The sequence below is a fragment of the Marinobacter sp. 1_MG-2023 genome, from assembly GCF_030549045.1.
Taxonomy (GTDB): Bacteria; Pseudomonadota; Gammaproteobacteria; order Pseudomonadales; family Oleiphilaceae; genus Marinobacter.
Genome location: NZ_JAUOST010000004.1, coordinates 79306 through 101658, shown reverse-complemented (window position 1 = coordinate 101658; position 22353 = coordinate 79306). Strand labels below are relative to the sequence as shown.

Sequence of the window (22353 nt, the reverse complement as noted above, 5' to 3'; positions counted from 1 at the left end):
CCGGCATTGGTTGCGGGAGGAGTTTAACACATTGAATCCGGTGCGCTGCCTTCCGTGAGGCGCAGCATTCAACGGGTCAGTTCACATTCCGGATAGCGGCTTACTGTATAACGGATGGCTGCGGTGTAGTTCCGGTCAGCATTCTCTCGCACGTTGGTGAGGCCGGAATAGGCTGTTAGCGCGCCCTTGCTGTTGTAGCCGAGAATGATAGGGTCGACGAGAAATTTAAGTACAAGGTTGACCGGGCGGATTTGCACCACATGATCAGCATCGATTGCCTCGCTCTGTGCTGGTTCAAGAATAAAAGCGTAATCCGTTCCCCGAGTAGGCGCGAGAAAGCGGAATTTTACTGAATTCTTGCTGACAACCTTCTCCCAGTTCTCGCGCACAAGATTGTCAAAACCTGCATCTACCACCAGGTTATCGGAAACCTTCACGCTGGAGCGCTCAATGTCACCCCCAGGCTTTTGCCAGGCAACTGCCACAGATCCGGAATTCGGATAGGTGATTTTCAGTGACTCCTTAAAATCCGGCTGCCGGAAATTCACCCCTGGCCGTATAGAAGATGGGGTGTAATCGAGCATTTTATTCGCGAAAGCTTTTTCACCAGCTTCAGCTCGGCGAATATAGGTCACCTGGTGTTCAAGTGGCTGGAATATGCCGCTTTCACAGAAACCCTCAACCCGATGTTGCTCATCATAAAGTGGTGTTCCATCTGCACGTTCAGCAGAACCCGTAAACTGGAATAGATCGGCCGCGACGGGCATTGCAAGGGCTGCCATGACCGCGGATGCCGGCCATAGCCGGAGGTGGCGGCTCATCACGTCAACTCCGGATAGAGTGATTTACGGGCAAACAGCAGCAAGGGGAAGACCAACAGCCAGCCAAGAGCCAGAGCGATGAGTGATGGAACCAGTTCAGGCAGTTCCACCACACCTATTTTTGTTGCTGACCAATAGGTAAACGGACCGGCGATTGGTGCAAAAACAAAAGCCAGCCAGACCTTTCGACTGATCCAGTTCAGGGAATGGCTGAGGGTGGTCATGAAAATAGCCCAGATCGCGACAAGCCAGGGCGGAGTAATAAGCACGGCTCCAGTGCCGTCATCCAGTACGCCGAGCCGAAACCACAACCCGTCGAGGGTAGCGCCCACAACGGTTCCGAGCCCGATGAATTGAAGCTCAGTAAAACGATTCTGACTGACAAAAATAAAATGAAGGATCAGAAGTGCCAGAACCAATAGCGGGCCAAACAGCTCAGGGTAGACCACACAGGAAAACCAACCGATCTGGAACAGCGTGAAATTCAATATATTACGGGTGGTCTCTGAAGTGATCATACACTTAATATGTTTTGCCGCTTGTTGCCTGGCTTTGCAAATACCAACTGTGAAACCCCGATGGCCCGCTCACTGAAGCCCGCTTCGCAATAAGCGAAGTAAAAGTGCCATAGCCTGCGAAACGCCTGGTCATACCCTAAGGATTCGAGTTGCTCCCGGTTGGCCATAAAACGATTAAACCAGTCGCGGAGGGTGCGGGCATAATGAAAGCCTGTGTCCTCTGAATGGGTCAATACCAGGTTTGACTGGTTACGTACGGATTCGAGAATCGCTCCAAACGATGGAATGAAACTGCCGGGGAAAATAAATCGCTGGATAAAATCCACATTTTTAAGTGCGCGCTGATAACGTTGCTCGGGCATGTTAATAGCCTGAACAAGGGCAAGGCCGTCTGGTTTCAGAAGCGCGTTTATCTGGCTGAAGTAACTATCCAGAAATTGTGGCCCCACCGCTTCGATCATTTCGATGGAAACGAGCTTGTCGAACTGGCCGGCCAGATCGCGGTAGTCATCAAATAACAAAGTAATCCTGTCTTCCAGACCTTCACTGCGAACCCTTTCTTGCGCAAGTTCCAGCTGTTCTTTAGAAATAGTGGTGGTGGTTACGTGGCAGCCATAATGCTTGGCCGCGTGAATGGCAAAACCGCCCCAGCCGGTTCCTATCTCGATTACCCGATCGCCTGGGTGCAAGTCCAGTTTCTGGCAAATGGTATCGAGCTTGTGCACGGCGGCTTCTTCAAGCGAAGATTCCTCGCTGGGGTAAATCGCTGAGGAATACATCATGGTTGGGTCGAGGAATGTCTCAAACAGATCGTTGCCAAGATCGTAATGGGCGCTGATGTTCTTTCTCGAACCGTCTTTAGTGTTCCTGTTGAGCCAGTGCAAGCCTTTGAGGGCAGGCTTGGTAACCCAGCTGAAGCGATCCTCAAACTCGTTCATGCGATCGATGTTGCGGGTAAAGAACCGCAGCAGAGCGACCAGGTCAGGGCTAGACCAATCTTCCGCCACATAGGCTTCTGCAGCGCCAACACTGCCGCCGGTGAGCAAATCACGCCAGGTACTCTCATCATTAACGATAAGTTCTGCGGGTGGATGTTTGGTGTTGCCGTCGCCAAAAACCAGATCATCCATTCCGGCCTGTCGTATGGTCAGAACACCTTCGCCCAGCTGACGGAGTTGCTGAACCACCAGACTCTTGGCAACCTGGCTGACGAGGGAGCTTTTTTTATGTGAGCTGGCAAGCGAGTTTGCCGATGTGTTCATGTTCTCCATGAGCTTACCTTTCCTCGAATCTTTTTGGTGTCGTCTGCACTGGTTACGTCCAGGCCCTGGTCACTGTTTCCCAGCCGGTAAGCAGGGTCGGTCCCTGCAAGCTTGTCCGGGTGGGTATAGAAGGGCGCGCCCTTGAGTTTCAGTTTCAGGGCATGCCAGTAGATACCGGCAGCAACCTTGAGCGCTTCCACAGGGAATTGGCGCAGGCTTCTATGGAGAGTTTTACGTGTAAGCGGGGTTCTCTGGACTACCAGAGTGGCATCAAAATGTTTTTTTCCCTCTTCAAGCACATTCATATGAACTCTCAGGTCCGGCCCCCGAAAGCTGAATGTCCATTCGTAGTGCTGTGCCATAGCGTTGAATGGAGAGACATGAAAGCGCTTGGTGAATCCGAATTGCTCAGTGCGCCAGCCGGCAGCATTAGGTTTACTGCCTGTGGTTTCCAGGCAATAAACGTGGCGTTCATGCCAGGGCGTATTGGTTATTTGCGCAACAATCACGGCAGGTACGTCACCATTGGCACCGCTTTCACCAGCGCGGTAACAAAAGTAAAAGCTCACGGGGTTAAACACGTAGCCGGTGTACCGCGGGTGCGTGATCAGTTCTACTGGCCCGTCTGGGAACCAATCGGTTGCGGTTTCAACCTGTTCCCGTACCGCTTCTGAAAGCAGGCCGGCCTCGGGCCTGAAATAGTCCTTGCGCTTTAATGACATCCAGTTAAAGCGTTCAAGGGAAAAGAACGGGCTCACGTTGGCGACCTGGTTCCATTCATCCGTATCCAGAGCCAACATGCCTGTGTGGTACTCAAACTCGTGCCGGACAGGATACAGGCGACGATGGCGAATTGAGCCTTGCAACCATTGGCTACTCATTTTCAGAGCTCCACCCCGAAATCACCGGTTACCCTTAGAGCACTGCGTACTCCATCCTCGTGGAACCCATTGAACCAGTAAGCGCCGCAAAAGTGCGTTCGGTTCTTGTTGCCAATTTCCTCGTAACGCTCCTGAGCCTGGACTGCATCCAGAGTAAACACCGGATGGGAGTAGTTGAACTGCTTTATTACCTTCTCCGGAGCTATGTCATGGCTTCGGTTCAAAGTAACGCAGAAGGTTTCCGGCGCGCTGTGGAAATTCTGCAAGATGTTCATGTTGTAGGTTACCGATACAGGCTCGGTGCTGTGTTTCGGGATAAAGTAGTTCCAGGCGGCCCAGGCTCTCTGGTTTTCTGGTAGCACACTGCTGTCAGTGTGCAGCACTACATCGTTGTCCTGATAAGGAATGGCGCCCAGAATTTCGCGCTCCTTATCGCTGGGATCACTAATCATCGCCAATGCCTGATCACTGTGGCAGGCAAATATAACTTGATCGAACTGGCGGGGCTGACCTTGGGTGCTCACGGTAACGCTGCTTTCGTCCCGGCTGACGGCTTGTACTGGAGAATTCAAATGAATGCGATCTCCAAGGCGTTCCATCATCGCCTTCACGTATTGTGCGGAACCACCGGAAATAACCCGCCAGGTGGGGCGGTCATCTACCGAAAGCATGCCGTGATTATTAAAAAACTGCAGAAAAAAACGTATCGGAAACTGTTCCAGCACGATTTCCGGTGCTGACCAAATAGCCGCGCCCATGGGGACAATATAGTAGTTCCGAAAATACCGGGAATAGCCGTTGCGGTTAAGGTACTCGCCCAAGGTTTCCGTGCTCTGGATTTTGCCAGCAGCCATATCTGCCCGGGTCTCTTTATTGAACCTCAGAATCTCGCGAACCATATTCAGAAAGCGCAGGTTCAATATATTTTTACGCTGGGCGAAAAGTGTATTCAGGCTGGTTCCGTTGTACTGCAGACCGGTGGTGCTGCTATCTACACTAAAACTCATATCACTGACTTCTGAGGGCACACCCAGGCGTTCCATCAAACGCATGAAATTAGGGTAGGTCCAGTCATTGAAAACGATAAAGCCTGTATTCACCGGCCAGGTACGTCCACCTGCCTCGACGTATTCCGTGTTGGTATGACCACCGGCGTAATCACCAGCTTCGAAAACTTCCACATCATGTTTTTCAGCGAGGAGCCATGCCGCCGTAAGGCCGGATACACCGGCACCGATAACGGCAATACGCTGACGTTCATTATTCATTCCTTTGCTTCCTGTTCGCTGGAGCTTTTTCGGGCCATCGAGGCGGCCATCCGATCAATCAAAGACTGGGGAAGGGCGCCCAGAGTTTTAAGAATCCATGTGAAACGCTTTGGGAAGGCAACGTCGTTGTGACCTTTAACAATACCGCTAATGATTCGTTCGGCTGCGTCTTCAGCAGTGACCAGAAAGGGCATAGGGAAATCGTTACGATCGGTCAGAGGGGTTTTCACAAAGCCTGGGGAAACCAGAACAACATCAATGCCCTCAGCCGAAAGATCTGCCCTAAGGCTTTGGGCAAAATAGGAGAGAGCAGCTTTAGAGGCTCCGTAGCCTTCCGCGCGGGCGAATGGGAACCACCAGGCAGATGAACCCACAATAACAAGAGTGGCCGGTAAACCCTTCGCGCGGGTGCGACGCAATGCAGGCAGGGCGATGTCTAAGCAACGGGCTGTGCCGATAACGTTGGTTGTTATGTTTTTTTCAATTACATCGCTGTTGTAATCTTCGGCATCCAGATATTCACAGGTTCCGGCGTTAAGGATTGCCATATCCAGATCGCCGTGGGATTCCAGCGTTGCCGCAATCGCTTGCAACTCATCTTTGCTTGTCGTATCCGCAGCGGCAGGAGTAATCCGCTCCGGTGCAAGCAATTTCAATTGCTCCAGTGGTTCGGCCCGACGCCCGGTGATAACGAGCTTGTGTCCGTCACGAACCAGAACGTGTGTTATGGATTCACCTATTCCGGAACTGGCGCCGGTAATCCAGATATTGGAGGAGGTTTCGAGACGAGCACTCATCCTGCGTACCCCTTGACCCAGCGGATGACGCCGCCAACTACCGGGAGATTTTCATAGAGGAGTTGGCCGGCGTCGAAATAGTCTCGGTGATAACAGATTTTTCCGTTTCTGACCTCCAGGTGGCTGATCCCGGCAACCTGTATCTCACGCCCACTGCGTATCCGTTTGTGCCGTAGATGCATCACCCAGGGAATCGTGGCGAAGCGGTCCTGAACAACCTCCGGCTCGAAGGCGAAGTGACACGAAATAACGTTCGCGTAGGAATTTGCGAAGTACTGAGTCAATGCGTCCAGCCCTTCGACAGCGCCAAGTGGATCCTGAAACCGGATATCTTCGCTGTATACCGAGGGTAACTTGTGAAGGTTGCCTTTATCGAGTTCGTTAAAAAGAAACCTGAAATGCTCCAGTGTCGCCGGTACGGCAGAATTCTGATGGCCTACTTCAATAGTTGCGACAGGTTTCATTTATTCGCCCTCCTCATTTGGTCAAGCTGGCGGGTTTCTTCCTGAATATGTTTTGGGATCGGGTTCAGCTCCCAGATGATGCCCAGTTTTGACAACGCCCACAGTCCATACCAGGTAATGTCGACCTCATACCAACGAAAGCCCTGTCGGACCGACTGGGGCCAACGGTGATGATTGTTGTGCCAGCCTTCTCCGAGGGTCAGTAATGCAAGCCAGAAGTTGTTACGGCTGCTGTCTGACGTTTCAAATCGGCGTTTCCCCCAGACATGGGACAACGAGTTAATGGAGACCGTGGCGTGGAATAGAGCAACAGTGGAGATAAAAAAGCCCCATACGAGCATTTGCAGGCCATTGGTTCCCAAGCCTGGCGCCCATACAGCAAGGCCTTCACCAAGGCTGTAAATCAAAACAGCTGCGATGGCGGGTACCAGCGCGTCAAAGCGGTTAATCAGTTTAAGTTCGGGGAATTTGAGCCAGTCTCGTATACGCCGTTCGTCAGTAGCGAAACCCGCATCGCATGTAAACCAGCCCATATGGGACCACCAGAAGCCACCTTGATGGGGGGAGTGAAGGTCCTGTTCCCGATCCGAGTGCTGATGATGGTGACGGTGATGGGCTGCCCACCAAAGCGGGCCACGCTGAGCAGCACTGGCCCCAAGCAGTGCAAACACGAACTGGGCAGGGCGGCTGGTTTTGAAGGTCTTATGTGCAAAGTACCGGTGGTAAAATCCGGTAATCGCAAACATCCTCACAATGAAAAAAGCAAAGGCAAACCCGGCGGCAAAAGCGCTGACGCCGGTATAGAATGCAAGCAGACAGGCCAGGTGAAGCGCCAAAAAAGGAATGACGCGTACGAGATTGAAGGATCGGGAGGTTACGTCCAGGTGATCCGAACCGGCGTCGGAATCGAACCACCTCATAATGTTAATAAACCAGTTTTGCACTCGGGTCATACTGTGAAAGCCCTTTTTCTCTGAGTTGAAGCTGAACAGCGAGGTTTTGGCGAAACTTTCAAAAAGCCCGGGCCCTGTCGCTTAACGGTTTGTACGCTCTCAACACAATACTTGGATTCACCAATTACCATGTTTAATGAGACATTTCATAAAAATCATATACGCCGTATCGCGATTGTTGGTTCAGGTCTTGCCGGTCTGACTGCAGCTATTAAATTGCAGCGGCAGGGCCACAAGGTGACTATCTTTGAAAAAAGTCGAGGCCCCGGCGGCAGGCTTTCAGCAAAACGGGTAGACGGCGGCTCCGTCGATATGGGCGCTCAGTACTTTACCTCTCGCAATCCTGATTTCCTGCCTTTTCTCGCGGAGTTTGCCGGAAAGGACAGCTTTGCTACCTGGAATGGACAGCTTGGCTTTCAGAGTAAAGATGGCAGTTGGCAGGCGTTTCCGGAGGAGCCCCGGTATGTTGGTACGCCAAGAATGACCGCACTGTCGCGCGCGCTCTCCGTTCATGTAAATGTGATTGCAGAAACCCGAATTGAACGTATGTTGCGGACAGAGAAATGCTGGATTTTGTACGATATTACTGGGGAACCTATGGGGCAGTTCGATCAGGTTATCATTACTACGCCACCAGCCCAGGCCCGAGACCTGCTTGCCCAGAGTGAATTGCCGCAACTGGCGGCACAGCTTGATGATGCGGTAAGCCGAGTGTTGCCATGCTGGGCAGTAGCCGTGCAATTTAGTGAAAACCCCTGGCCCAGGCATAGTGGAATGAGGTGTGACCACCCGGCGCTATTCTGGGTAGCTAACAACTCCAGCAAGCCCGGCCGTGACAGTAACAGCCCCGATCAAAAGGGCACTTGGTGGGTGCTCCATGCAACCCCTGAGTGGACTAACCAAAACGTAGACACCCCAGCAGACCGGGTGACAGCAGAGTTAATCGCAGCATTCAGGGAGCTAACGGGTACTGCGGTTGATGTTACAGATGCCATTGCACACAGATGGCTGTATGCCCGTTCCGAAGGCGGCGCCCAACCGGGCCATCTGTGGTTTGAGGAACAGGCTATTGGTGTTGCGGGAGACTGGCTTGGCGGTGGCCGGGTTGAAGGCGCTTTTGACAGCGCCTGTAGCCTGGTGTCGGCATCTGCTGAGCCACCTGTTAGCCGTTAACGACTGGCCCGGAATTATTCGTGAAATCCGGGCAGTTATAGAAGTGCGTAATGGTTCCATCGCTAAACTTGCTGAAAAAAGCACTTACGTCGGTGATTTTTTTCAGAGAGCGTGTGCGATTGACCGGATCACGGATTAACACCTTGATACCATTAAAATTGTCCTGAATATTGGAAAAACGCGCCCGCATGGAGCAGGTAACAACGTGTGCCGGGTTGAGCTCCATGGCCTCGGCCAGCCAGGCACTGTGGCTCGCAATCCCGCTGACAGAGAGGTCTTCTCGGGTGTCGAGGTGGTTCAGTTTTACCCTGTTCACGATGCAGAAAGCGAAGCTTTCAGGACGCTGGCGCGCAACTTTACGGAAGGCTTCCCAGAAAAAGTTGTCAGTGAGCTCGGCAAAATAGCGCATGTTGCTCAGGCAAGTGTCTATCCACTCAAAGCTCTCCGGGTCTTCCAGTACTTCGTTAATGGCCTCGCGAAGTAGCCAGTCAAACCCCAGCGCTGTTTTGTGGGCGTATACCTTGCGGTACATCTGGTAGCGGCTATAAACAAAGTCTTCCAGTGCCCCCAGGCCTTTTTGCGTAATGGCCAGCCCCAGCCAGGGTTCGGACTCATCCCAGCCAAAACGCAGGTTGCTGAGAAGGTGGTCGAGATTGAATCCGCCAATAGTGACAGACGAGTGGAACCCATCCCGCAGCATATAATCTGCGCGATCGGCGTCGATTTCCCCCGATACGATCGACGAAAGCAGATCCAGCACCAGGCGCGGAATGTTTTCGCTAATCAGTGATTCCGCTTCTGCGTCCTCTCCGGCAATAAACCCCCAGAAAGTGCGGGCATGGCGGCAAAAGGTTTCGCTGGGCGTAACGTCTGTGGTTTCCATAATGCCGATGACATCCCGCGCGTGCAGTCCAGCGCTTTCGAGATCAATGGCGGACAGCACATCATGGGCGACCCTTACCGAGTAGTGCTCGTGCTCGAGTTCATCGGGTTCCGTACTGTGATATGCGGAATAATCCACTCCTTCCCAAAGATCCGCGAACCGGCCGGATCGGGACATAAGCTCACGAATCCGCTGTGCCTGGGTAAACTGATGAGAGAAGCTGGAATGGCCGCTGTCGTGCAAAAGACAGCCAAGGCGAATGGTCTTTGCAAGATAATCTATGGCGTCGAGTTGGCTGAGGCTCAGATCGGTTTGCTCGCTGAGCTGACGCTCCCGGAGATAAGCATCAATCATTGAACGGAACATGCGTGTGCCGACATGCATTACGCCAATACTGTGAAGAAAGCGGGAGTGGGTTGCGCCGGGAAATACCAGACTGAGAATATCATTCTGGCAAATATTGCGCAGGCGCTGAAACAGAGGGTGGTCAATGACCTGAACTTCATGCCGATATAATGGAATTGCGCCGTGAACCGGATCCATGATCAGCTTGTCATAGGCACCTAACAGGTCATTTACCGCTCGTCTCATTCGCAGGAATCTCCGGATTTCACCAAACTGGCCTTGTTATATAATGGGGGCGTGCCAGAATAGCCTTTGACACGCCATTTTTCGTTTATCGCTGGTAGTTTAGGGCAGCAGCCATGACCTCGCGCACCGGGCGCCTTTTAGTTCGTATATTGATCATTGATGCAGACGAGAAGGCTCGCGCTGATCTTGCGCGCTTTCTGGAAACCAGAGGGTTTTACGTCTCTGGTTACCACGACGTCGCTTCTGCCAGCGAGATGATTGACGATAACATGCCCGACGTTATCTTTGCAGATCTCCCGCCTCCGGAAATAGAAGGGCTTGCTGATCGTCTGGAAGAATCAGAGTCACTTACGCCAATCGTGGCCTGCTCAGTTACCCAATCCAGTAAAGATGTTGTCGATACCCTTCGGGCAGGTGCATCCGACTTTGTCCTCAAACCTTTCGGTAAAGATAAAAAAGCTATCGCTGACGTTATTCGCAAGCTCCTTGACCGGGTTCGGGTAGGGCGTCTTAACCAGTTGTACCGGCAGGAACTTGAAGATGCCAACCGGGACCTGAGAGACGGAATTGCCGAGTTGCGAGCGGATCAGCGGGCAGGGCGTAAAGTCCAGTTGAGAATGTTGCCGGAAAAAGAGCGTTTCACGGGTGGCCTTTATGTTGACCACCTGATCAAACCCTCCTTATACCTCAGTGGCGACTTCCTTGATTATTTTCCACTCACGGAAGACAAAACGCTGGTTTACATTGCTGACGTGTCCGGGCACGGAGCCAGCTCTGCGTTCGTAACCGTGCTACTTAAAAACCTCAGCAACCGCCTGCAACGCAATCTGCGCCGTGGATCTACTGACGATATTCTCTATCCCGACCGTTTTCTTGAACGGGTTAACTCGGAGCTGCTCGATACCGGGCTTGGTAAGCACGTAACAATTTTCGTTGGTGTTATTTCCTTGAGCGAACGTACGTTAAAGTATGCGGTGGGGGCACATTTCCCGATGCCAGTGCTGTCTTTTGAAGGCGGTGAGACTGCCTTTCTGGAGGGGAATGGCCTGCCTGTCGGACTTTTCGAGTCCCCGGAGTGGGAGGTTTACGAAGTTGCTTTGGAGAAGCCTTTCCATCTGATTCTGTTTTCAGACGGGATTCTTGAAGTCATCAGGCAGAAAAGTCTTGATGAAAAGGAGCAGAGACTACTTGAACTCGTATCTGGAGGCCGTCACACTGTCGCATCTCTTAGTGAGGCTCTCAATCTCGACGAGATCACAGAGTTACCGGATGATATCGGTATTGTGACGGTTACTGATACGATGACAGTGTCAGAAAACACATCGTTGAAATAACGGCAGTGTGAGAGGCATGGCTGGTTACAAAATCCTACAGGCTGAAAAGCAGGGCATTTATGTCCTTAAGTTTATTGGAGAAATCCGGCTGAATCTTTGCTGTACGCTGGATAATCTAGTGGACTCCATCACCCTTGACCCTCAGTTCAAGACCGTGGTGATTGATCTCACTGAAACCGAAGTTATTGATAGCACCACTCTTGGGCTTATCGCTAAAATAGCGATGGCAGCCCAAAAGCAAAGCAATTTTTTGCCTACGCTGATCACCACCAATCCCGACATTACCCGTATTGTCACCTCCATGGGTTTCGACAAAATCTTCATTATTGTCCGTGAGCCTGCCTCCCGTATTGAAGAGCTGGAAGAAATACCCGTGTTGAGGGCAAGCGAGCAAGACGTTCGTGACAGGGTGCTGGCCGCCCACAAAGTTCTTATGGGGCTGAATAAACAGAATCGGGAAGAGTTCAAAAATCTCGTGCGCGCCCTGGAATGCGAAGAGCCCGGCTGAAGTACCGCATTGACCAGCCTGGCTTGTGTGGTTCAGACCTGATTCAAAACAAACGGAACAACTATGCCTGAGAAAAATGAGCCCCTCACGAACGGGGCCAAAGAACCAGTACATGATGTAGCGGTTCTCGGGGGAGGCAGCTTCGGTTCTGCCATGGCGAAAGTTCTCGGTGAGAACGGTCACCGGGTTCATTTCTGGATGCGTGACGAGTCTCAAGTCGAAGAAATTCGCACAACAGGCGTCAATAGCCGTTACATGCCCGGGGTAGAGATTAAAGGAAAGATCCAACCGACTACCGACCTGGCAGATGCGGTAGATAAAGCTGAAATCGTATTTGTTGCCATTCCGAGCAAAGCCTTCCGGGCAGTTATCCATGCAAACCGCGACAAATTCAAAGATGGCCAGATTGTTGTCAGCCTGACCAAGGGTATTGAAGCTCATGGTTTCAAACTCATGAGTGAAATTCTTCAGGAAGAGATTCCCCGCTGTCGTATTGGTGTGTTGAGCGGCCCAAATCTGGCGAGCGAAATTGTGAGTCGCGATCTCACCGCAACTGTCATTGCGGCCAAAGATCCGGACGTGCGTCGCACCGTTCAGGATCTGCTTGGCTGCGAATATTTCCGGGTCTACGCCAACGTGGACATATACGGCGTTGAACTCGCGGGCGCACTTAAGAACATCTATGCCATCGTCGCAGGCTTGGCTTCTGCCCTGAAGATGGGCGAAAACGCCAAAGCGATGCTGATAACCCGAGGGCTCGCTGAAATGAGCCGTTTTGCTGTCAGCCTGGGCGCTAACCCCATGACCTTTATGGGCCTTGCGGGCGTCGGGGACCTGATTGTTACCTGTACCTCCTCCAAAAGCCGTAATTTCAGGGTTGGCTATGCCGTTGGCCAGGGGCAGAAGCTGGATGATGCAGTGGCTGAGCTGGGTCAGGTGGCAGAGGGTATCTACACTCTGGAACTGGTGAAAGAGAAAGCGGAGGCAATCGGCATTTATATGCCTCTTGTTCGTGGTCTGTATGAGATTCTGTACGGAAATGCGTCCATCAGCGCAGTGATCAATAGCCTGATGATGTCTGTGCAAAATTCCGATGTGGAGTTCATCCTGCCGCGGACTATCACACAGTAACGAGGTTTAGCACCGGAGGTATGCTGTGTTATTGCTCATCATGCGTCATGGCGAAGCTGGCTGGCACTCTCTCGATCAAGAGAGGACTCTCACTGAAACTGGCCGCCATCAGGTTGCCGGGTGCGCTGCACAGATTGCGGCTTCGCCCTGGAGACCGGCGCAGATATGGGTCAGCCCCTACGTGCGCGCACGGCAGACTGCGGCTATTGTTTCGGAGATACTGAACTGTCCAGTTGAAGAAAAGAGCTTTATTACCCCTGAAGACGACCCCGGCTTGTGCCTGAATGCGCTCCTTGAAAACCCTCATCCGCGCCTTATGCTGGTCTCCCATATGCCTCTTGTCGGCAGCCTTTCAACTTTATTGATTGATGGTCATCGGCGCGGCATCCCCTTTATGACCAGTCAGACTGTGGTGCTTGATATGCCCGTGGTCGGCCCAGGCTGTGCAGACTTGAAAACCCAGTTTCTGCCCTGATTGAGTTTTGATCAGGGTCACATCTATAAATTGAGTGCAGCATATGTACAGCTTTCCTATTGATTACGTTGAACCGGTATTTCGTCCACCCAGTGAGGCGAAATCTCTGATTCTGCCTGTTACCAATGGTTGTTCCTGGAATAAATGCACCTTCTGCGAAATGTACACCCAGCCTCAGAAAAAATTTCGGGCTCGAAAGCCAGAGGATGTGCGTCAGGACATTGCGAATGCGGCAAAAAGCCTGGGCGGAGTAAAGAGGGTATTTTTGGCCGATGGCGACGCCATGGTATTGCCTACGCGCCGCCTGTTGGAAATCCTGAGTGAGCTCAAGGCTGCATTTCCGGAGCTTCAGCGGGTATCCAGTTACTGCCTGCCAAGAAACCTTGCCAGAAAAACCGTAGAGGAACTCACACAGCTGCGTGAAGCGGGGCTCAAGATTCTCTATGTAGGAATGGAATCCGGGGACGATGAGGTGCTGGAGCGGATCAACAAAGGGGAAACCTGGGAGTCAACGCGGTCAGCACTGGTCAAGATCCGGGAAGCCGGGCTTACCAGTTCCGTTATGGTGCTTAACGGTCTTGGCGGTTCAACGCTGTCACGCCAACATGCAGTAAATACCGCAACCCTGTGCAACGAAACCCAGCCGGATTACCTGTCCACCCTTGTGGTGAGTTTTCCTCAGGGCGAACAGCGCTTCCGAGAGGGATTCGGCCCGGATTTCGAGCCTCTGTCTCAGCAAGGGTTATTTGAAGAAATCCGGACTTTTCTCGAGCACCTCCAACTGGAGCGCACGGTGTTCCGGAGCGATCATGCGTCGAATTATCTAGTGCTGAAAGGCAACCTGGGCCGTGATAAGCAAAAACTGTTGGATCAGGTCAACCTTGCCATCACGAATCCGGGCGCGGTGCCACTTCGTACTGAATGGCAGCGTGGACTGTAAATCATGGCTTACGGAGCAAAGATATGAGCCAGAACCCGGAAGATCTCGCCAAACAGGTTCAGCAAGCAGCAAACAACCTTAACCAGCCACCACTCGATAAATGGCGGCCGGAGTTGTCCGGAGACATGGACCTGCGGATAAGCCGTGATGGGCAGTGGATTCATAAGGGGCAGCCACTGGGGCGGGAGGCTATCGTCCAGCTGTTTTCGACGATTCTTCGGCGCGAGGAAGACGGGCAGTACTATCTGGTCACACCGGTAGAAAAATGGCGAATTCAGGTAGAAGACACTCCATTGCTGGCTCATTCCCTAACGGTTGAAGGTAGCGGTGAGCAACAGATTATAAAGCTAACCACCAACGTGGGTGAAACCCTGGAGGTTGGCAAGGAGCATCCTCTGGAAGTTGGTAGCTATGAGGATACGAAGCAGCCCCGGCCAGTAATAGGTGTACGCCATGGTGTCGTTGCCCGCTTGGTAACCGCTGCGTACTATGATCTGGCGGAGCATGTTGTGGAGCAAACCATGGGTGGAGAGCCAGTGCTCGGTGTATACAGCCATGGAAATTTCTACAAAATCGGGAAAGGTGGTTGAAAAGATTGGGGCCGCCCCCAGAAACGATTGTAGAAAACGCACTATTTCACTTGTTAAACTGTGTTTTCATACTTGTTACGAGCCTGGCTCTCAAACGAGGCCCGGTGGTCGTTAGTCCCTCTGTTCAGTCTGGCTGTTCATGATTACTTTCGATTGCCCTTAATCAATCAAACAGTCATTGCGACACTCAAGGAGATCACATGGCCCAACCTCGCGTTGTTACCATCCACTACACGCTCACCAACAACCAGGGAGAAGAGCTGGACTCCTCCCGCGTAGAAGGTCGTGAGCCTCTGTCGTATCTTGAAGGTGCACAGAACATCATCGGTGGACTGGAAAGTGCACTGAACGAAAAGAGCGCAGGCGACCAGGTTAAAGTTTCTGTCGAGCCGGCTGAAGGCTACGGCGAAGTTAACGAAGAGCTGGTTCAGCCAGTTCCGCGCACCGCCTTTGAAGGCGTTGACACCATCGAGCCGGGCATGCAGTTCCAGGCACAGACTCCGGGCGGCCCCCAGGTTGTTCGTGTTGTCGAAGTAAACGAAGAAACCGTTACCATCGACGCGAACCATCCTTTGGCGGGTGAAACTCTGCACTTTGATGTAGAAGTTATCGAAGCTCGCGATGCGACTGATGAAGAGCAAGAACACGGCCACGCTCACTAAGAGTGTCGGACCGGTTGTTGAAGAGGGGCTCCTGCGGGGGCCCTTTTTTGTTTCTGTAACACTTATTCCGACCAGATTTGCACAAATTAATGTATTTCCCTATTTAGCAAAGCTTAAAAAACTCGCTTAAACTCAGAGCAGGTGCAGGAACGCCGTCCCCTCACTGGAGCTGTAAATAGAGTATCCACCACACCAGCTGGAAATGGATGCTTTTCTGGGGCGATAACTCTCACTCAATATCCATCCTTCATAGTCATACCCGGAGATAGTTATGCGCGTCAAGAAACTCCTTTTTATGGCAACTTTGTTTGCATTAGTCTTCCCAGTTGCTGCGTTGGAGAAAAACGACCCTCTTCCTTCCTGGAGAGACAGCGACGCAAGGGCCGCAATCATCACATTCGTTGAGACGGTTACCGACGCATCAAGCGAGGACTATGTTCAGCCAGAAGACAGAGTCGCCACTTTCGATAATGACGGGACACTCTGGACTGAGCACCCGGTTTATACCCAGCTGGCCTATGCCCTAAGCCGCGTGAAGGAGCTGGCGCCTGATCATCCGGAATGGAGAAGCAAGCAACCTTTCAAAGCCGTTCTGGACGGTGATATGAAGGCGCTTGGTTCAGCAGGAGAAGAGGGCCTTGTTGAATTGATGATGGCCTCCCACGCAGGGATGAGCACCGCTGAATTTGAGTCGATCGTCGTCAGTTGGTTCCAGACCGAGAGGCACCCCCGATTTAACCGGCCTTATACGGAACTCACCTACAAGCCCATGGTGGAGCTGCTTGAGTACCTGCGTGGGAATGAGTTCAGCACCTACATCGTCTCGGGAGGAGGGATAGAGTTCATGCGGCCGATGACAATGGAGGCCTATGGTATCCCGTCACAGCAGGTGATTGGCTCGTCGATCAAGACTGAATACAAGGTTGTGAATGGCACGCCGACGTTAGTACGCCTGCCCGAGATCAACTTCAATAACGATAAAGGTGGCAAGCCTGTCGCTATCAACCAGTTTATCGGAAAACGGCCGATTGCCGCCTTTGGTAACTCTGGCGGGGATCAGCAAATGTTGGAGTGGACAGGAGCGGGTGATGGGGCGCGCTTGATGATGTTGGTGTTCCACGACGATGCCGAGAGAGAATACGCCTATGGTCCCGCAAATGGCGAGATTGACACACATTTCGGAAAGTTTCCGCAATCATTGATGGTGAAAGCAAAGGAGCAGGGCTGGCATGTTATCAGCATGAAAAATGATTGGGCCAGTATCTTTAAACCAGTAGCTGAATGATCTTTTCACTTACCGCAAAATAAACAAAGTAGTCGTCTCGACTCAATAAAAAAGCGGAGGAGCAGTCAAACCCGCCCCTCCGCTTTAAAAGCACCAGATTAACCGGCGCCTTGAGCTATCAACCAAATCACATGTTAGGGTAGTTTGGACCACCGCCACCTTCTGGCGTTACCCAGGTAATATTCTGGGAGGGATCTTTAATGTCACACGTCTTACAGTGAACACAGTTCTGAGCATTTATCTGGAACTTCTTACCGCTGCCATCATCCTTCTCAACCACTTCGTAAACCCCTGCAGGGCAGTAACGCTGAGCAGGCTCATCGTATTTTGGCAGGTTTACCTCAATAGGAATATCGGGATCCGTGAGCTTGAGATGAATCGGCTGGTCTTCGGCATGGTTGGTGTTGGAAACAAACACCGATGTAAGGCGGTCGAAAGTCAGCTTATTATCCGGCTTCGGGTAGTTCACTTTCTTACACTCAGACGCGGGCTTCATGGTCGCGTAGTCTGGCGTTGTATCGCGGAAGGTGAAAGGAAGGCTTCCACGCAGGATGTTCTGCTCGAAGAATGCAATAGCGCCGCCAATATAGTTGCCAAACTTGTGCATTGCCGGGCCGAAGTTGCGCTCGTCGTAAAGCTCTTTATAGAGCCAGCTGTTCTTGAAGCGATCACCGAAGCTGGTGATTTCTTCACCCGACTGTCCGCTCTTCAGTGCTTCGAATACCGCTTCTGCGCCCAGCAAACCAGACTTCATTGCAGTGTGGGAGCCTTTGATCTTGGAACCGTTCAAGGTACCTGCATCACAGCCCAGTAACAGGCCGCCCGGGAAACTCATTTTGGGCAGGGCATTGTAACCACCTTTGGTGATGGCGCGGGCACCATAGGACACTCGCTTGCCGCCTTCCAGATACTTTTTCACTTCCGGGTGCAGTTTCAGGCGCTGAAACTCTTCAAACGGGCTCATGTGAGGGTTGCTGTAGGAAAGATCTGAAATCAGACCCACGTAAACCTGGCCGTTTTCGAGGTGGTACAGGAACGAACCGCCGGTAGAGCCACTTTCCTTCAACGGCCAGCCTGTTGTGTGCACAACCAGACCTGGCTCGTGTTTCGCAGGGTCAATGTCCCACAATTCCTTGATGCCAATACCGTAATGCTGGGGATCTTTACCTTCGTCCAGGTTGAATTCGCTGATCAGGCGCTTGCCCAGGTGGCCGCGGCAGCCCTCTGAAAACAGAGTGTATTTTGCGCGCAGTTCCATACCGGGCATGTAACCGTCTTTCTCTGATCCGTCACGTGCCACGCCCATATCACCGGTAAGAATGCCTTTTACCTGGCCGTCTTCGATAATGGTCTCAGCCGCGGCAAAGCCCGGGTATACTTCTACGCCCAGCGCTTCAGCCTGTTCTGCCAACCAGCGACACAGATTGCCGAGGCTAATAATGTAGTTGCCATGGTTGTGCATGTTTTTGGGAACAAAGGCATTGGGGACCTTGGTCGCTTTGTTCTGATCTTTCAGCAGAAAAATATCGTCACGGGTCACCGGAGTGTTCAGCGGAGCGCCTTTCTCTTTCCAGTCAGGGAAGAGTTCGTTCAGAGCGGTCGGCTCAAATACAGTACCGGCCAGAATATGAGCACCGATTTCCGAACCTTTTTCCACTACACACACGGTCAGTTCTTCGCCGGCTTCCTGCGCCAATTGCATAACTCGGCAGGCTGCTGACAAGCCGGCAGGGCCGCCGCCGACGATAAGAACATCAAATTCCATCGATTCGCGTTCCACGTTGGTCTCCTCAAACATCTTGAATGGATCTTATATGCCCGCAGGCTTGAATTCTGGAGCGTCATCATACCGGTAAAACTACTCATAGACGACTACCCAGAGCCAAATACTCCTGTTTTACAGGCTCAAAGGATAACGTATTTAAAAAATCAAACAAACGTTTGTTTGAAATATGAACAAAGCTTTGGCATTGTAGTTTTGTACAGTAATTCAATGCGCTGCACTGGTTAGCAGGTATGCAGATGCCTTGAATTATACAAGATGCAAGGGCGGGTTGGCATAGGGAAGGGGCACGACCGGTTTAATCGGACTATTGACCCACTTTATCTTTGCCTTCAGTATAAGTCCGCCGTGACGGATGGCCCCAGTGCGAGGCCGCTGTTTGTAACGTTCGGCACGAATACCCATAATCCCGGTATCTTGCCGAGACGAAGCAATCAGGAATACTCTGCAAACCCGCCCAAACCGGGCCGGCCTGAGAGCAATTCTGATTGAGAGTCATTAACCCATCGTAGAAGAACGAGGAATCTATGAAGGTTCTGGTCGCTGTAAAACGAGTAATCGACTACAACGTAAAGGTACGTGTCAAGCCGGATAACACTGGTGTTGATCTCGCCAACGTCAAAATGGCAATGAACCCATTCTGCGAAATCGCTGTTGAAGAAGCGGTTCGCCTGAAAGAAAAGGGTGTTGCAAGCGAAATCGTAGTGGTTTCCATTGGTCCCAAGGCCTGTCAGGAGCAGATTCGTACTGCGCTGGCGCTGGGTGCTGACCGTGGCATTCACATTGAAGCTGATGAAGAAGTCCAGTCTCTTGATGCGGCCAAGTTGCTTAAAGCCGTTGTTGAGAAGGAAGAGCCCAAACTGGTCATTCTCGGCAAGCAGTCCATCGATTCTGATAACAACCAGACTGGCCAGATGCTGGCTGCGCTGACGGGTATGGGGCAGGGCACCTTTGCTTCAGAAGTGGTTGTTGATGGCGAAAAAGTGAACGTTACCCGTGAGGTAGACGGTGGTCTGATGACCCTTTCCCTGAACCTCCCTGCGGTCGTAACCACAGACCTGCGTTTGAATGAGCCGCGCTATGCGTCTCTGCCAAACATTATGAAAGCCAAGAAAAAGCCGCTCGATACCATGAGCCCGGCTGATCTGGGTGTTGAAATTGCATCGCGCCTGTCCACGCTGAAAGTTGAAGCGCCGGCTGCCCGTTCGGCAGGTGTTAAAGTGGCCGACGTTGCAGAGCTGGTCGATAAACTGAAGAACGAAGCGAAGGTGATCTGATGAGCATCCTTGTAATTGCTGAACACGACAACAGCAGCCTGAAACAGGCGACCCTGAGTGTTGTAGCGGCTGCCAAAGCCATCGGCGGCGATATTGATGTGCTGGTTGCCGGTGAAAACGTTGGCGCCGTTGCCGAAGCTGCCGCTAAAGCGGACGGTGTTGCAAAGGTACTGGTTGCAGACAATGCAGCCTACGGCCACTTCCTGGGTGAGAACCTGGGTGATCTGGTTGCTGAGCTGGGTAAAGGTTACAGCCATATTCTGGCTGCTGCCGGTACAACTGGTAAGGACTTCATGCCGCGCGTTGCTGCGCTGCTGGACGTTGCTCAGGTTTCCGACATCATCCGTGTTGAATCCGAAGACACTTTTGTTCGCCCAATCTACGCCGGCAATGCTATTGCAACGGTAAAGGCGAGCGACAGCATCAAGGTTGTAACCGTACGCCCGACTGGTTTTGATCCGGTAGCAGCTGAAGGTGGTTCTGCCTCCGTTGAGCAGCTGGACATTGTTAAAGATGCAGGTCTGTCTTCTTTCGTGAGCGAACAGAAAGCTGAATCTGACCGTCCTGATCTGGCAAGTGCCGGCATCGTTATTTCTGGTGGCCGTGGCATGCAGAACGGTGAGAACTTCAAGATGCTCGAGCAGGTTGCTGATCTGCTGGGCGCTGGCATGGGTGCTTCACGTGCTGCAGTCGACGCAGGCTTTGTGCCGAATGACATGCAGGTTGGCCAGACCGGTAAAATTGTTGCCCCGCAGCTGTATATCGCAGTTGGCATCTCCGGTGCCATCCAGCACTTGGCTGGCATGTCTGATTCCAAGGTGATCGTTGCGATCAACAAGGATGAAGAAGCGCCAATCTTCCAGGTTGCTGATTACGGCCTGGTAGCGGATCTGTTTGAAGCAGTACCGCAACTTGAAGAAGAGCTGAAGAAAGTTCTGTAACTTTCTTTCAGGCTTAAAAAAAGGCACCTTCGGGTGTCTTTTTTATTGCAGTTCCATAAACTATAAGCACGTCCCTGTAACCCGCCTGAAACCCCGGATACCGCGCATGATCATCAGACCGTTTGAAGCTCTTGCCTGCCCAATTGACGGTTCTGCATTGCAACGGAACGAGAGAAGCTGGCAATGCGGTGCCGGCCACAGTTTTGATATTGCCCGGCAGGGTTATATCAACCTTCTCCCTGTACAGAACAAACGCTCTAAAGATCCAGGCGATAACAAGGAAATGGTTGCAGCTCGCCAAAGGTTTTTGAACTCAGGGTTCTATCAGCCAATAGCAGAAGCTGTGGGTAACGCCGTGTTCCATGAAACTGGCAGCAGTGAATCTTCCTTAAGCTGTCTCGATGCCGGGTGCGGAGAGGGATACTACATGCGGTATCTCGCTGAAAAGGCGCCGGAAACCGCAACTCTCTCTCTTATCGGGCTGGATATCTCCAAGTGGGCAGTCCTGTCCGCCGCCAAACAGGACAAAACACCAGCCTGGGTTGTTGGAAGCAATGCCAATCTGCCGGTGTTACCTGAAACGCTCGATCGAATCTTGTGCCTGTTCGGTTTTCCCGTTTATCAGGAATTTGCCCGAGTATTGAGGCCGGGCGGCGAGATAGTCCAGGTAGATGCAGGGTCGGATCATCTGATTGAGCTGCGAAGCATTATATACCCGGAGCTGAAAGAGGCCAGAAAGCAGCCGGAAATTGCACCGAATGGCTATACAACGGTGGAGACGTCCTCCGTTCGCTATAGCCTCACGCTCCCCGACAAAGGTGCCATAGCTGACCTGTTAGCCATGACACCACACCTGTATCGGGCGAGTGCAGAAGGCCTGTCCCGCGCGGCGGAAATCGAATCGTTAAACGTCACAGTAGATGCCACCATAAAACGTATCAGAAAAATCTGACCAGCATTCCAGCCTAATGGTCGTTTTTCGGCGCCTCTGTGGGGGGAGCCTTACGTAACAGGGCCCGCTTTTCCGCTTTCGTTATAAAGAGAGTGTCGGCGAGAATGTGTATGGCTTTGTTTGTCGTGCGCACCGCGCGGTAGACCTGTTTGCTGGCCTCATCGTGGGTCTTTCGGGCTTTTTGTGCGCCTTGCCGGAACTCATCATCTTTTGAAAAATGGTCAACCAGGCTGAACGTGGTATTGGAAATGACTCTGTGCACCTTTTCGACTGCCCTGGCACCGCCGGATACAGTGTCTTCCAGAATTTTGGCTCGGTTGCGAACCTCGTAGATATCCATGCGGCGTTTCTGAACAGCGCTGTTGGTCGCGATATGGTATGAGTTCAGCCTGCGTATCAGCATTCTGGAGCGATGATGCTGCCAGAACCCGTAGCAAAGGGTGCCGGATGCGAGCGCCAGAAAAAGTATTGCCAAAGCTAACTGAAACGTCAAAGTGGGGTTCTCCTAGCGATACTCAATATTCATTTCTACGTCGATGTTTCTTTGGATCATTTCTTCTTCCAGCTCTTTCATTACACCCTGATAGACCATTTTACGGACCATCACCGGGAGCTTGTCTGCTAGCAGCCGCGCAGAACGAGACTCACGTTTGGCCACATCAATCGGATTGAGTACTTTCAGCGTAAGGATCAACTCTGGCTCTTTCTCCATACCCGGGGCAGTGTCCTTCTCGTCAATTCCGGCCATCATGCTTGTTATGATCTTGCGCTGCTCTATAACGTGCAAGCAAAGCACGCCGCTGAAAATGGCTAGAAGCAAACTGAGTATCAGGAGGAAAGTGGCCAATTCGTATCTCCGGGTAT

24 protein-coding genes are annotated in these 22353 nt (G+C 52.1%); 12 read left to right on the top strand and 12 right to left on the bottom strand.

Annotated features, from left to right (window positions below; all coding sequences use genetic code 11):
• Nucleotides 1-68: 68 nt before the first annotated feature.
• Genes Q4606_RS11850 through Q4606_RS11815 form a run of 8 tightly spaced genes read right to left on the bottom strand, consistent with a single transcriptional unit; the run spans nt 69 to nt 6964 of the window.
• Nucleotides 69-821 (bottom strand): hypothetical protein, encoded by a 753-nt coding sequence (locus Q4606_RS11850; protein WP_303607650.1) that lies wholly within the window; start codon nt 819-821, stop codon nt 69-71.
• Nucleotides 821-1339: a DUF2878 domain-containing protein gene (locus Q4606_RS11845; protein WP_303595997.1), complete on the bottom strand. Its 519-nt coding sequence runs from the start codon at nt 1337-1339 to the stop codon at nt 821-823. The genes Q4606_RS11850 and Q4606_RS11845 overlap by 1 nt, the downstream gene beginning before the upstream one ends.
• Nucleotides 1336-2610 (bottom strand): cyclopropane-fatty-acyl-phospholipid synthase family protein, encoded by a 1275-nt coding sequence (locus Q4606_RS11840; RefSeq protein ID WP_303607649.1) that lies wholly within the window; start codon nt 2608-2610, stop codon nt 1336-1338. Before Q4606_RS11840 ends, Q4606_RS11845 begins: the two co-directional genes overlap by 4 nt.
• Nucleotides 2598-3482 (bottom strand): DUF1365 domain-containing protein, encoded by an 885-nt coding sequence (locus Q4606_RS11835; protein WP_303607648.1) that lies wholly within the window; start codon nt 3480-3482, stop codon nt 2598-2600. The genes Q4606_RS11840 and Q4606_RS11835 overlap by 13 nt, the downstream gene beginning before the upstream one ends.
• 2 nt (nt 3483-3484) lie before the next feature.
• The gene (locus tag Q4606_RS11830; RefSeq protein ID WP_303595994.1) at nt 3485-4750 is read right to left on the bottom strand and encodes an NAD(P)/FAD-dependent oxidoreductase; all 1266 of its coding nucleotides are present in this window, start codon (nt 4748-4750) and stop codon (nt 3485-3487) included.
• On the bottom strand, nt 4747-5547 hold the full coding sequence (locus tag Q4606_RS11825) for an SDR family oxidoreductase (RefSeq protein WP_303607647.1): 801 nt from the start codon (nt 5545-5547) through the stop codon (nt 4747-4749). Before Q4606_RS11825 ends, Q4606_RS11830 begins: the two co-directional genes overlap by 4 nt.
• A complete protein-coding gene (locus Q4606_RS11820; RefSeq protein WP_303595992.1) occupies nt 5544-6011 on the bottom strand; it encodes a nuclear transport factor 2 family protein in 468 nt (155 codons plus the stop codon). Before Q4606_RS11820 ends, Q4606_RS11825 begins: the two co-directional genes overlap by 4 nt.
• Complete coding sequence (locus tag Q4606_RS11815; protein ID WP_303607646.1) at nt 6008-6964, bottom strand: acyl-CoA desaturase; 957 nt, start codon at nt 6962-6964, stop codon at nt 6008-6010. The genes Q4606_RS11820 and Q4606_RS11815 overlap by 4 nt, the downstream gene beginning before the upstream one ends.
• A gap of 129 nt (nt 6965-7093) precedes the next feature.
• Between Q4606_RS11815 and Q4606_RS11810 the strand changes: the two genes are divergently transcribed.
• Complete coding sequence (locus Q4606_RS11810) at nt 7094-8137, top strand: NAD(P)/FAD-dependent oxidoreductase (RefSeq protein ID WP_303607645.1); 1044 nt, start codon at nt 7094-7096, stop codon at nt 8135-8137.
• On the opposite strand, the gene Q4606_RS11805 is transcribed toward Q4606_RS11810, so the two are convergent.
• Nucleotides 8127-9611 carry an HD domain-containing protein gene (locus tag Q4606_RS11805; protein WP_303607644.1) on the bottom strand — a complete coding sequence of 495 codons (1485 nt, stop codon included), beginning with the start codon at nt 9609-9611 and terminating at the stop codon, nt 8127-8129. The genes Q4606_RS11810 and Q4606_RS11805 overlap by 11 nt on opposite strands.
• Nucleotides 9612-9724: 113 nt before the next feature.
• Between Q4606_RS11805 and Q4606_RS11800 the strand changes: the two genes are divergently transcribed.
• The 8 genes from Q4606_RS11800 (at nt 9725) to Q4606_RS11765 (ending at nt 16536) form a co-directional block, all read left to right on the top strand.
• Nucleotides 9725-10945, top strand: coding sequence for a PP2C family protein-serine/threonine phosphatase (locus Q4606_RS11800; RefSeq protein ID WP_303595988.1), 1221 nt, complete (start codon nt 9725-9727; stop codon nt 10943-10945).
• Between the two features lie 16 nt (nt 10946-10961).
• Nucleotides 10962-11453 (top strand): STAS domain-containing protein, encoded by a 492-nt coding sequence (locus Q4606_RS11795; RefSeq protein WP_303595987.1) that lies wholly within the window; start codon nt 10962-10964, stop codon nt 11451-11453.
• Between the two features lie 63 nt (nt 11454-11516).
• On the top strand, nt 11517-12584 hold the full coding sequence (locus Q4606_RS11790) for an NAD(P)H-dependent glycerol-3-phosphate dehydrogenase (RefSeq protein WP_303595986.1): 1068 nt from the start codon (nt 11517-11519) through the stop codon (nt 12582-12584).
• Nucleotides 12585-12609: 25 nt separating this feature from the next.
• On the top strand, nt 12610-13059 hold the full coding sequence (locus tag Q4606_RS11785; protein WP_303595985.1) for a histidine phosphatase family protein: 450 nt from the start codon (nt 12610-12612) through the stop codon (nt 13057-13059).
• 43 nt (nt 13060-13102) lie between these two features.
• Nucleotides 13103-13999: a radical SAM protein gene (locus Q4606_RS11780; RefSeq protein ID WP_303607643.1), complete on the top strand. Its 897-nt coding sequence runs from the start codon at nt 13103-13105 to the stop codon at nt 13997-13999.
• A 23-nt stretch (nt 14000-14022) separates the two neighbouring features.
• Nucleotides 14023-14589: a DUF1285 domain-containing protein gene (locus Q4606_RS11775; RefSeq protein WP_303595983.1), complete on the top strand. Its 567-nt coding sequence runs from the start codon at nt 14023-14025 to the stop codon at nt 14587-14589.
• Nucleotides 14590-14789: 200 nt separating this feature from the next.
• The gene (locus Q4606_RS11770; RefSeq protein WP_303595982.1) at nt 14790-15251 is read left to right on the top strand and encodes a peptidylprolyl isomerase; all 462 of its coding nucleotides are present in this window, start codon (nt 14790-14792) and stop codon (nt 15249-15251) included.
• Nucleotides 15252-15522: 271 nt separating this feature from the next.
• Nucleotides 15523-16536 carry an HAD family phosphatase gene (locus tag Q4606_RS11765; protein WP_303607642.1) on the top strand — a complete coding sequence of 338 codons (1014 nt, stop codon included), beginning with the start codon at nt 15523-15525 and terminating at the stop codon, nt 16534-16536.
• Nucleotides 16537-16663: 127 nt separating this feature from the next.
• Here the strand turns inward: Q4606_RS11765 and Q4606_RS11760 are convergent, their stop codons facing one another.
• Nucleotides 16664-18316 (bottom strand): electron transfer flavoprotein-ubiquinone oxidoreductase, encoded by a 1653-nt coding sequence (locus Q4606_RS11760; protein ID WP_303595980.1) that lies wholly within the window; start codon nt 18314-18316, stop codon nt 16664-16666.
• A gap of 530 nt (nt 18317-18846) precedes the next feature.
• Between Q4606_RS11760 and Q4606_RS11755 the strand changes: the two genes are divergently transcribed.
• From Q4606_RS11755 to Q4606_RS11745, 3 genes are all read left to right on the top strand, one after another.
• Nucleotides 18847-19596 carry an electron transfer flavoprotein subunit beta/FixA family protein gene (locus Q4606_RS11755; protein ID WP_303595979.1) on the top strand — a complete coding sequence of 250 codons (750 nt, stop codon included), beginning with the start codon at nt 18847-18849 and terminating at the stop codon, nt 19594-19596.
• On the top strand, nt 19596-20537 hold the full coding sequence (locus Q4606_RS11750) for an electron transfer flavoprotein subunit alpha/FixB family protein (protein WP_303595978.1): 942 nt from the start codon (nt 19596-19598) through the stop codon (nt 20535-20537). The genes Q4606_RS11755 and Q4606_RS11750 overlap by 1 nt, the downstream gene beginning before the upstream one ends.
• Before the next feature lie 106 nt (nt 20538-20643).
• Nucleotides 20644-21489, top strand: coding sequence for a putative RNA methyltransferase (locus Q4606_RS11745; protein ID WP_303607641.1), 846 nt, complete (start codon nt 20644-20646; stop codon nt 21487-21489).
• A gap of 13 nt (nt 21490-21502) precedes the next feature.
• Here Q4606_RS11745 and Q4606_RS11740 read toward each other — a convergent pair whose 3' ends face one another.
• Nucleotides 21503-21982: a hypothetical protein gene (locus Q4606_RS11740; protein ID WP_303607640.1), complete on the bottom strand. Its 480-nt coding sequence runs from the start codon at nt 21980-21982 to the stop codon at nt 21503-21505.
• A gap of 12 nt (nt 21983-21994) precedes the next feature.
• Entirely contained in the window at nt 21995-22336 is a 342-nt protein-coding gene (locus Q4606_RS11735; protein ID WP_303607639.1) for a hypothetical protein, read from the bottom strand.
• Nucleotides 22337-22353 lie beyond the last annotated feature (17 nt).

Bases quoted from the DNA above. Each gene is read 5' to 3' on its own strand.
- Q4606_RS11820 (WP_303595992.1), bottom strand. From the start codon at position 6,011: ATGAAACCTGTCGCAACTATTGAAGTAGGCCATCAGAATTCTGCCGTA.
- Q4606_RS11780 (WP_303607643.1), top strand. From the start codon at position 13,103: ATGTACAGCTTTCCTATTGATTACGTTGAACCGGTATTTCGTCCACCC.
- Q4606_RS11830 (WP_303595994.1), bottom strand. From the start codon at position 4,750: ATGAATAATGAACGTCAGCGTATTGCCGTTATCGGTGCCGGTGTATCC.
- Q4606_RS11750 (WP_303595978.1), top strand. From the start codon at position 19,596: ATGAGCATCCTTGTAATTGCTGAACACGACAACAGCAGCCTGAAACAG.
- Q4606_RS11825 (WP_303607647.1), bottom strand. From the start codon at position 5,547: ATGAGTGCTCGTCTCGAAACCTCCTCCAATATCTGGATTACCGGCGCC.
- Q4606_RS11775 (WP_303595983.1), top strand. From the start codon at position 14,023: ATGAGCCAGAACCCGGAAGATCTCGCCAAACAGGTTCAGCAAGCAGCA.
- Q4606_RS11835 (WP_303607648.1), bottom strand. From the start codon at position 3,482: ATGAGTAGCCAATGGTTGCAAGGCTCAATTCGCCATCGTCGCCTGTAT.
- Q4606_RS11755 (WP_303595979.1), top strand. From the start codon at position 18,847: ATGAAGGTTCTGGTCGCTGTAAAACGAGTAATCGACTACAACGTAAAG.
- Q4606_RS11815 (WP_303607646.1), bottom strand. From the start codon at position 6,964: ATGACCCGAGTGCAAAACTGGTTTATTAACATTATGAGGTGGTTCGAT.
- Q4606_RS11805 (WP_303607644.1), bottom strand. From the start codon at position 9,611: ATGAGACGAGCGGTAAATGACCTGTTAGGTGCCTATGACAAGCTGATC.
- Q4606_RS11770 (WP_303595982.1), top strand. From the start codon at position 14,790: ATGGCCCAACCTCGCGTTGTTACCATCCACTACACGCTCACCAACAAC.
- Q4606_RS11845 (WP_303595997.1), bottom strand. From the start codon at position 1,339: ATGATCACTTCAGAGACCACCCGTAATATATTGAATTTCACGCTGTTC.
- Q4606_RS11810 (WP_303607645.1), top strand. From the start codon at position 7,094: ATGTTTAATGAGACATTTCATAAAAATCATATACGCCGTATCGCGATT.
- Q4606_RS11850 (WP_303607650.1), bottom strand. From the start codon at position 821: ATGAGCCGCCACCTCCGGCTATGGCCGGCATCCGCGGTCATGGCAGCC.
- Q4606_RS11745 (WP_303607641.1), top strand. From the start codon at position 20,644: ATGATCATCAGACCGTTTGAAGCTCTTGCCTGCCCAATTGACGGTTCT.
- Q4606_RS11800 (WP_303595988.1), top strand. From the start codon at position 9,725: ATGACCTCGCGCACCGGGCGCCTTTTAGTTCGTATATTGATCATTGAT.
- Q4606_RS11840 (WP_303607649.1), bottom strand. From the start codon at position 2,610: ATGGAGAACATGAACACATCGGCAAACTCGCTTGCCAGCTCACATAAA.
- Q4606_RS11795 (WP_303595987.1), top strand. From the start codon at position 10,962: ATGGCTGGTTACAAAATCCTACAGGCTGAAAAGCAGGGCATTTATGTC.
- Q4606_RS11790 (WP_303595986.1), top strand. From the start codon at position 11,517: ATGCCTGAGAAAAATGAGCCCCTCACGAACGGGGCCAAAGAACCAGTA.
- Q4606_RS11765 (WP_303607642.1), top strand. From the start codon at position 15,523: ATGCGCGTCAAGAAACTCCTTTTTATGGCAACTTTGTTTGCATTAGTC.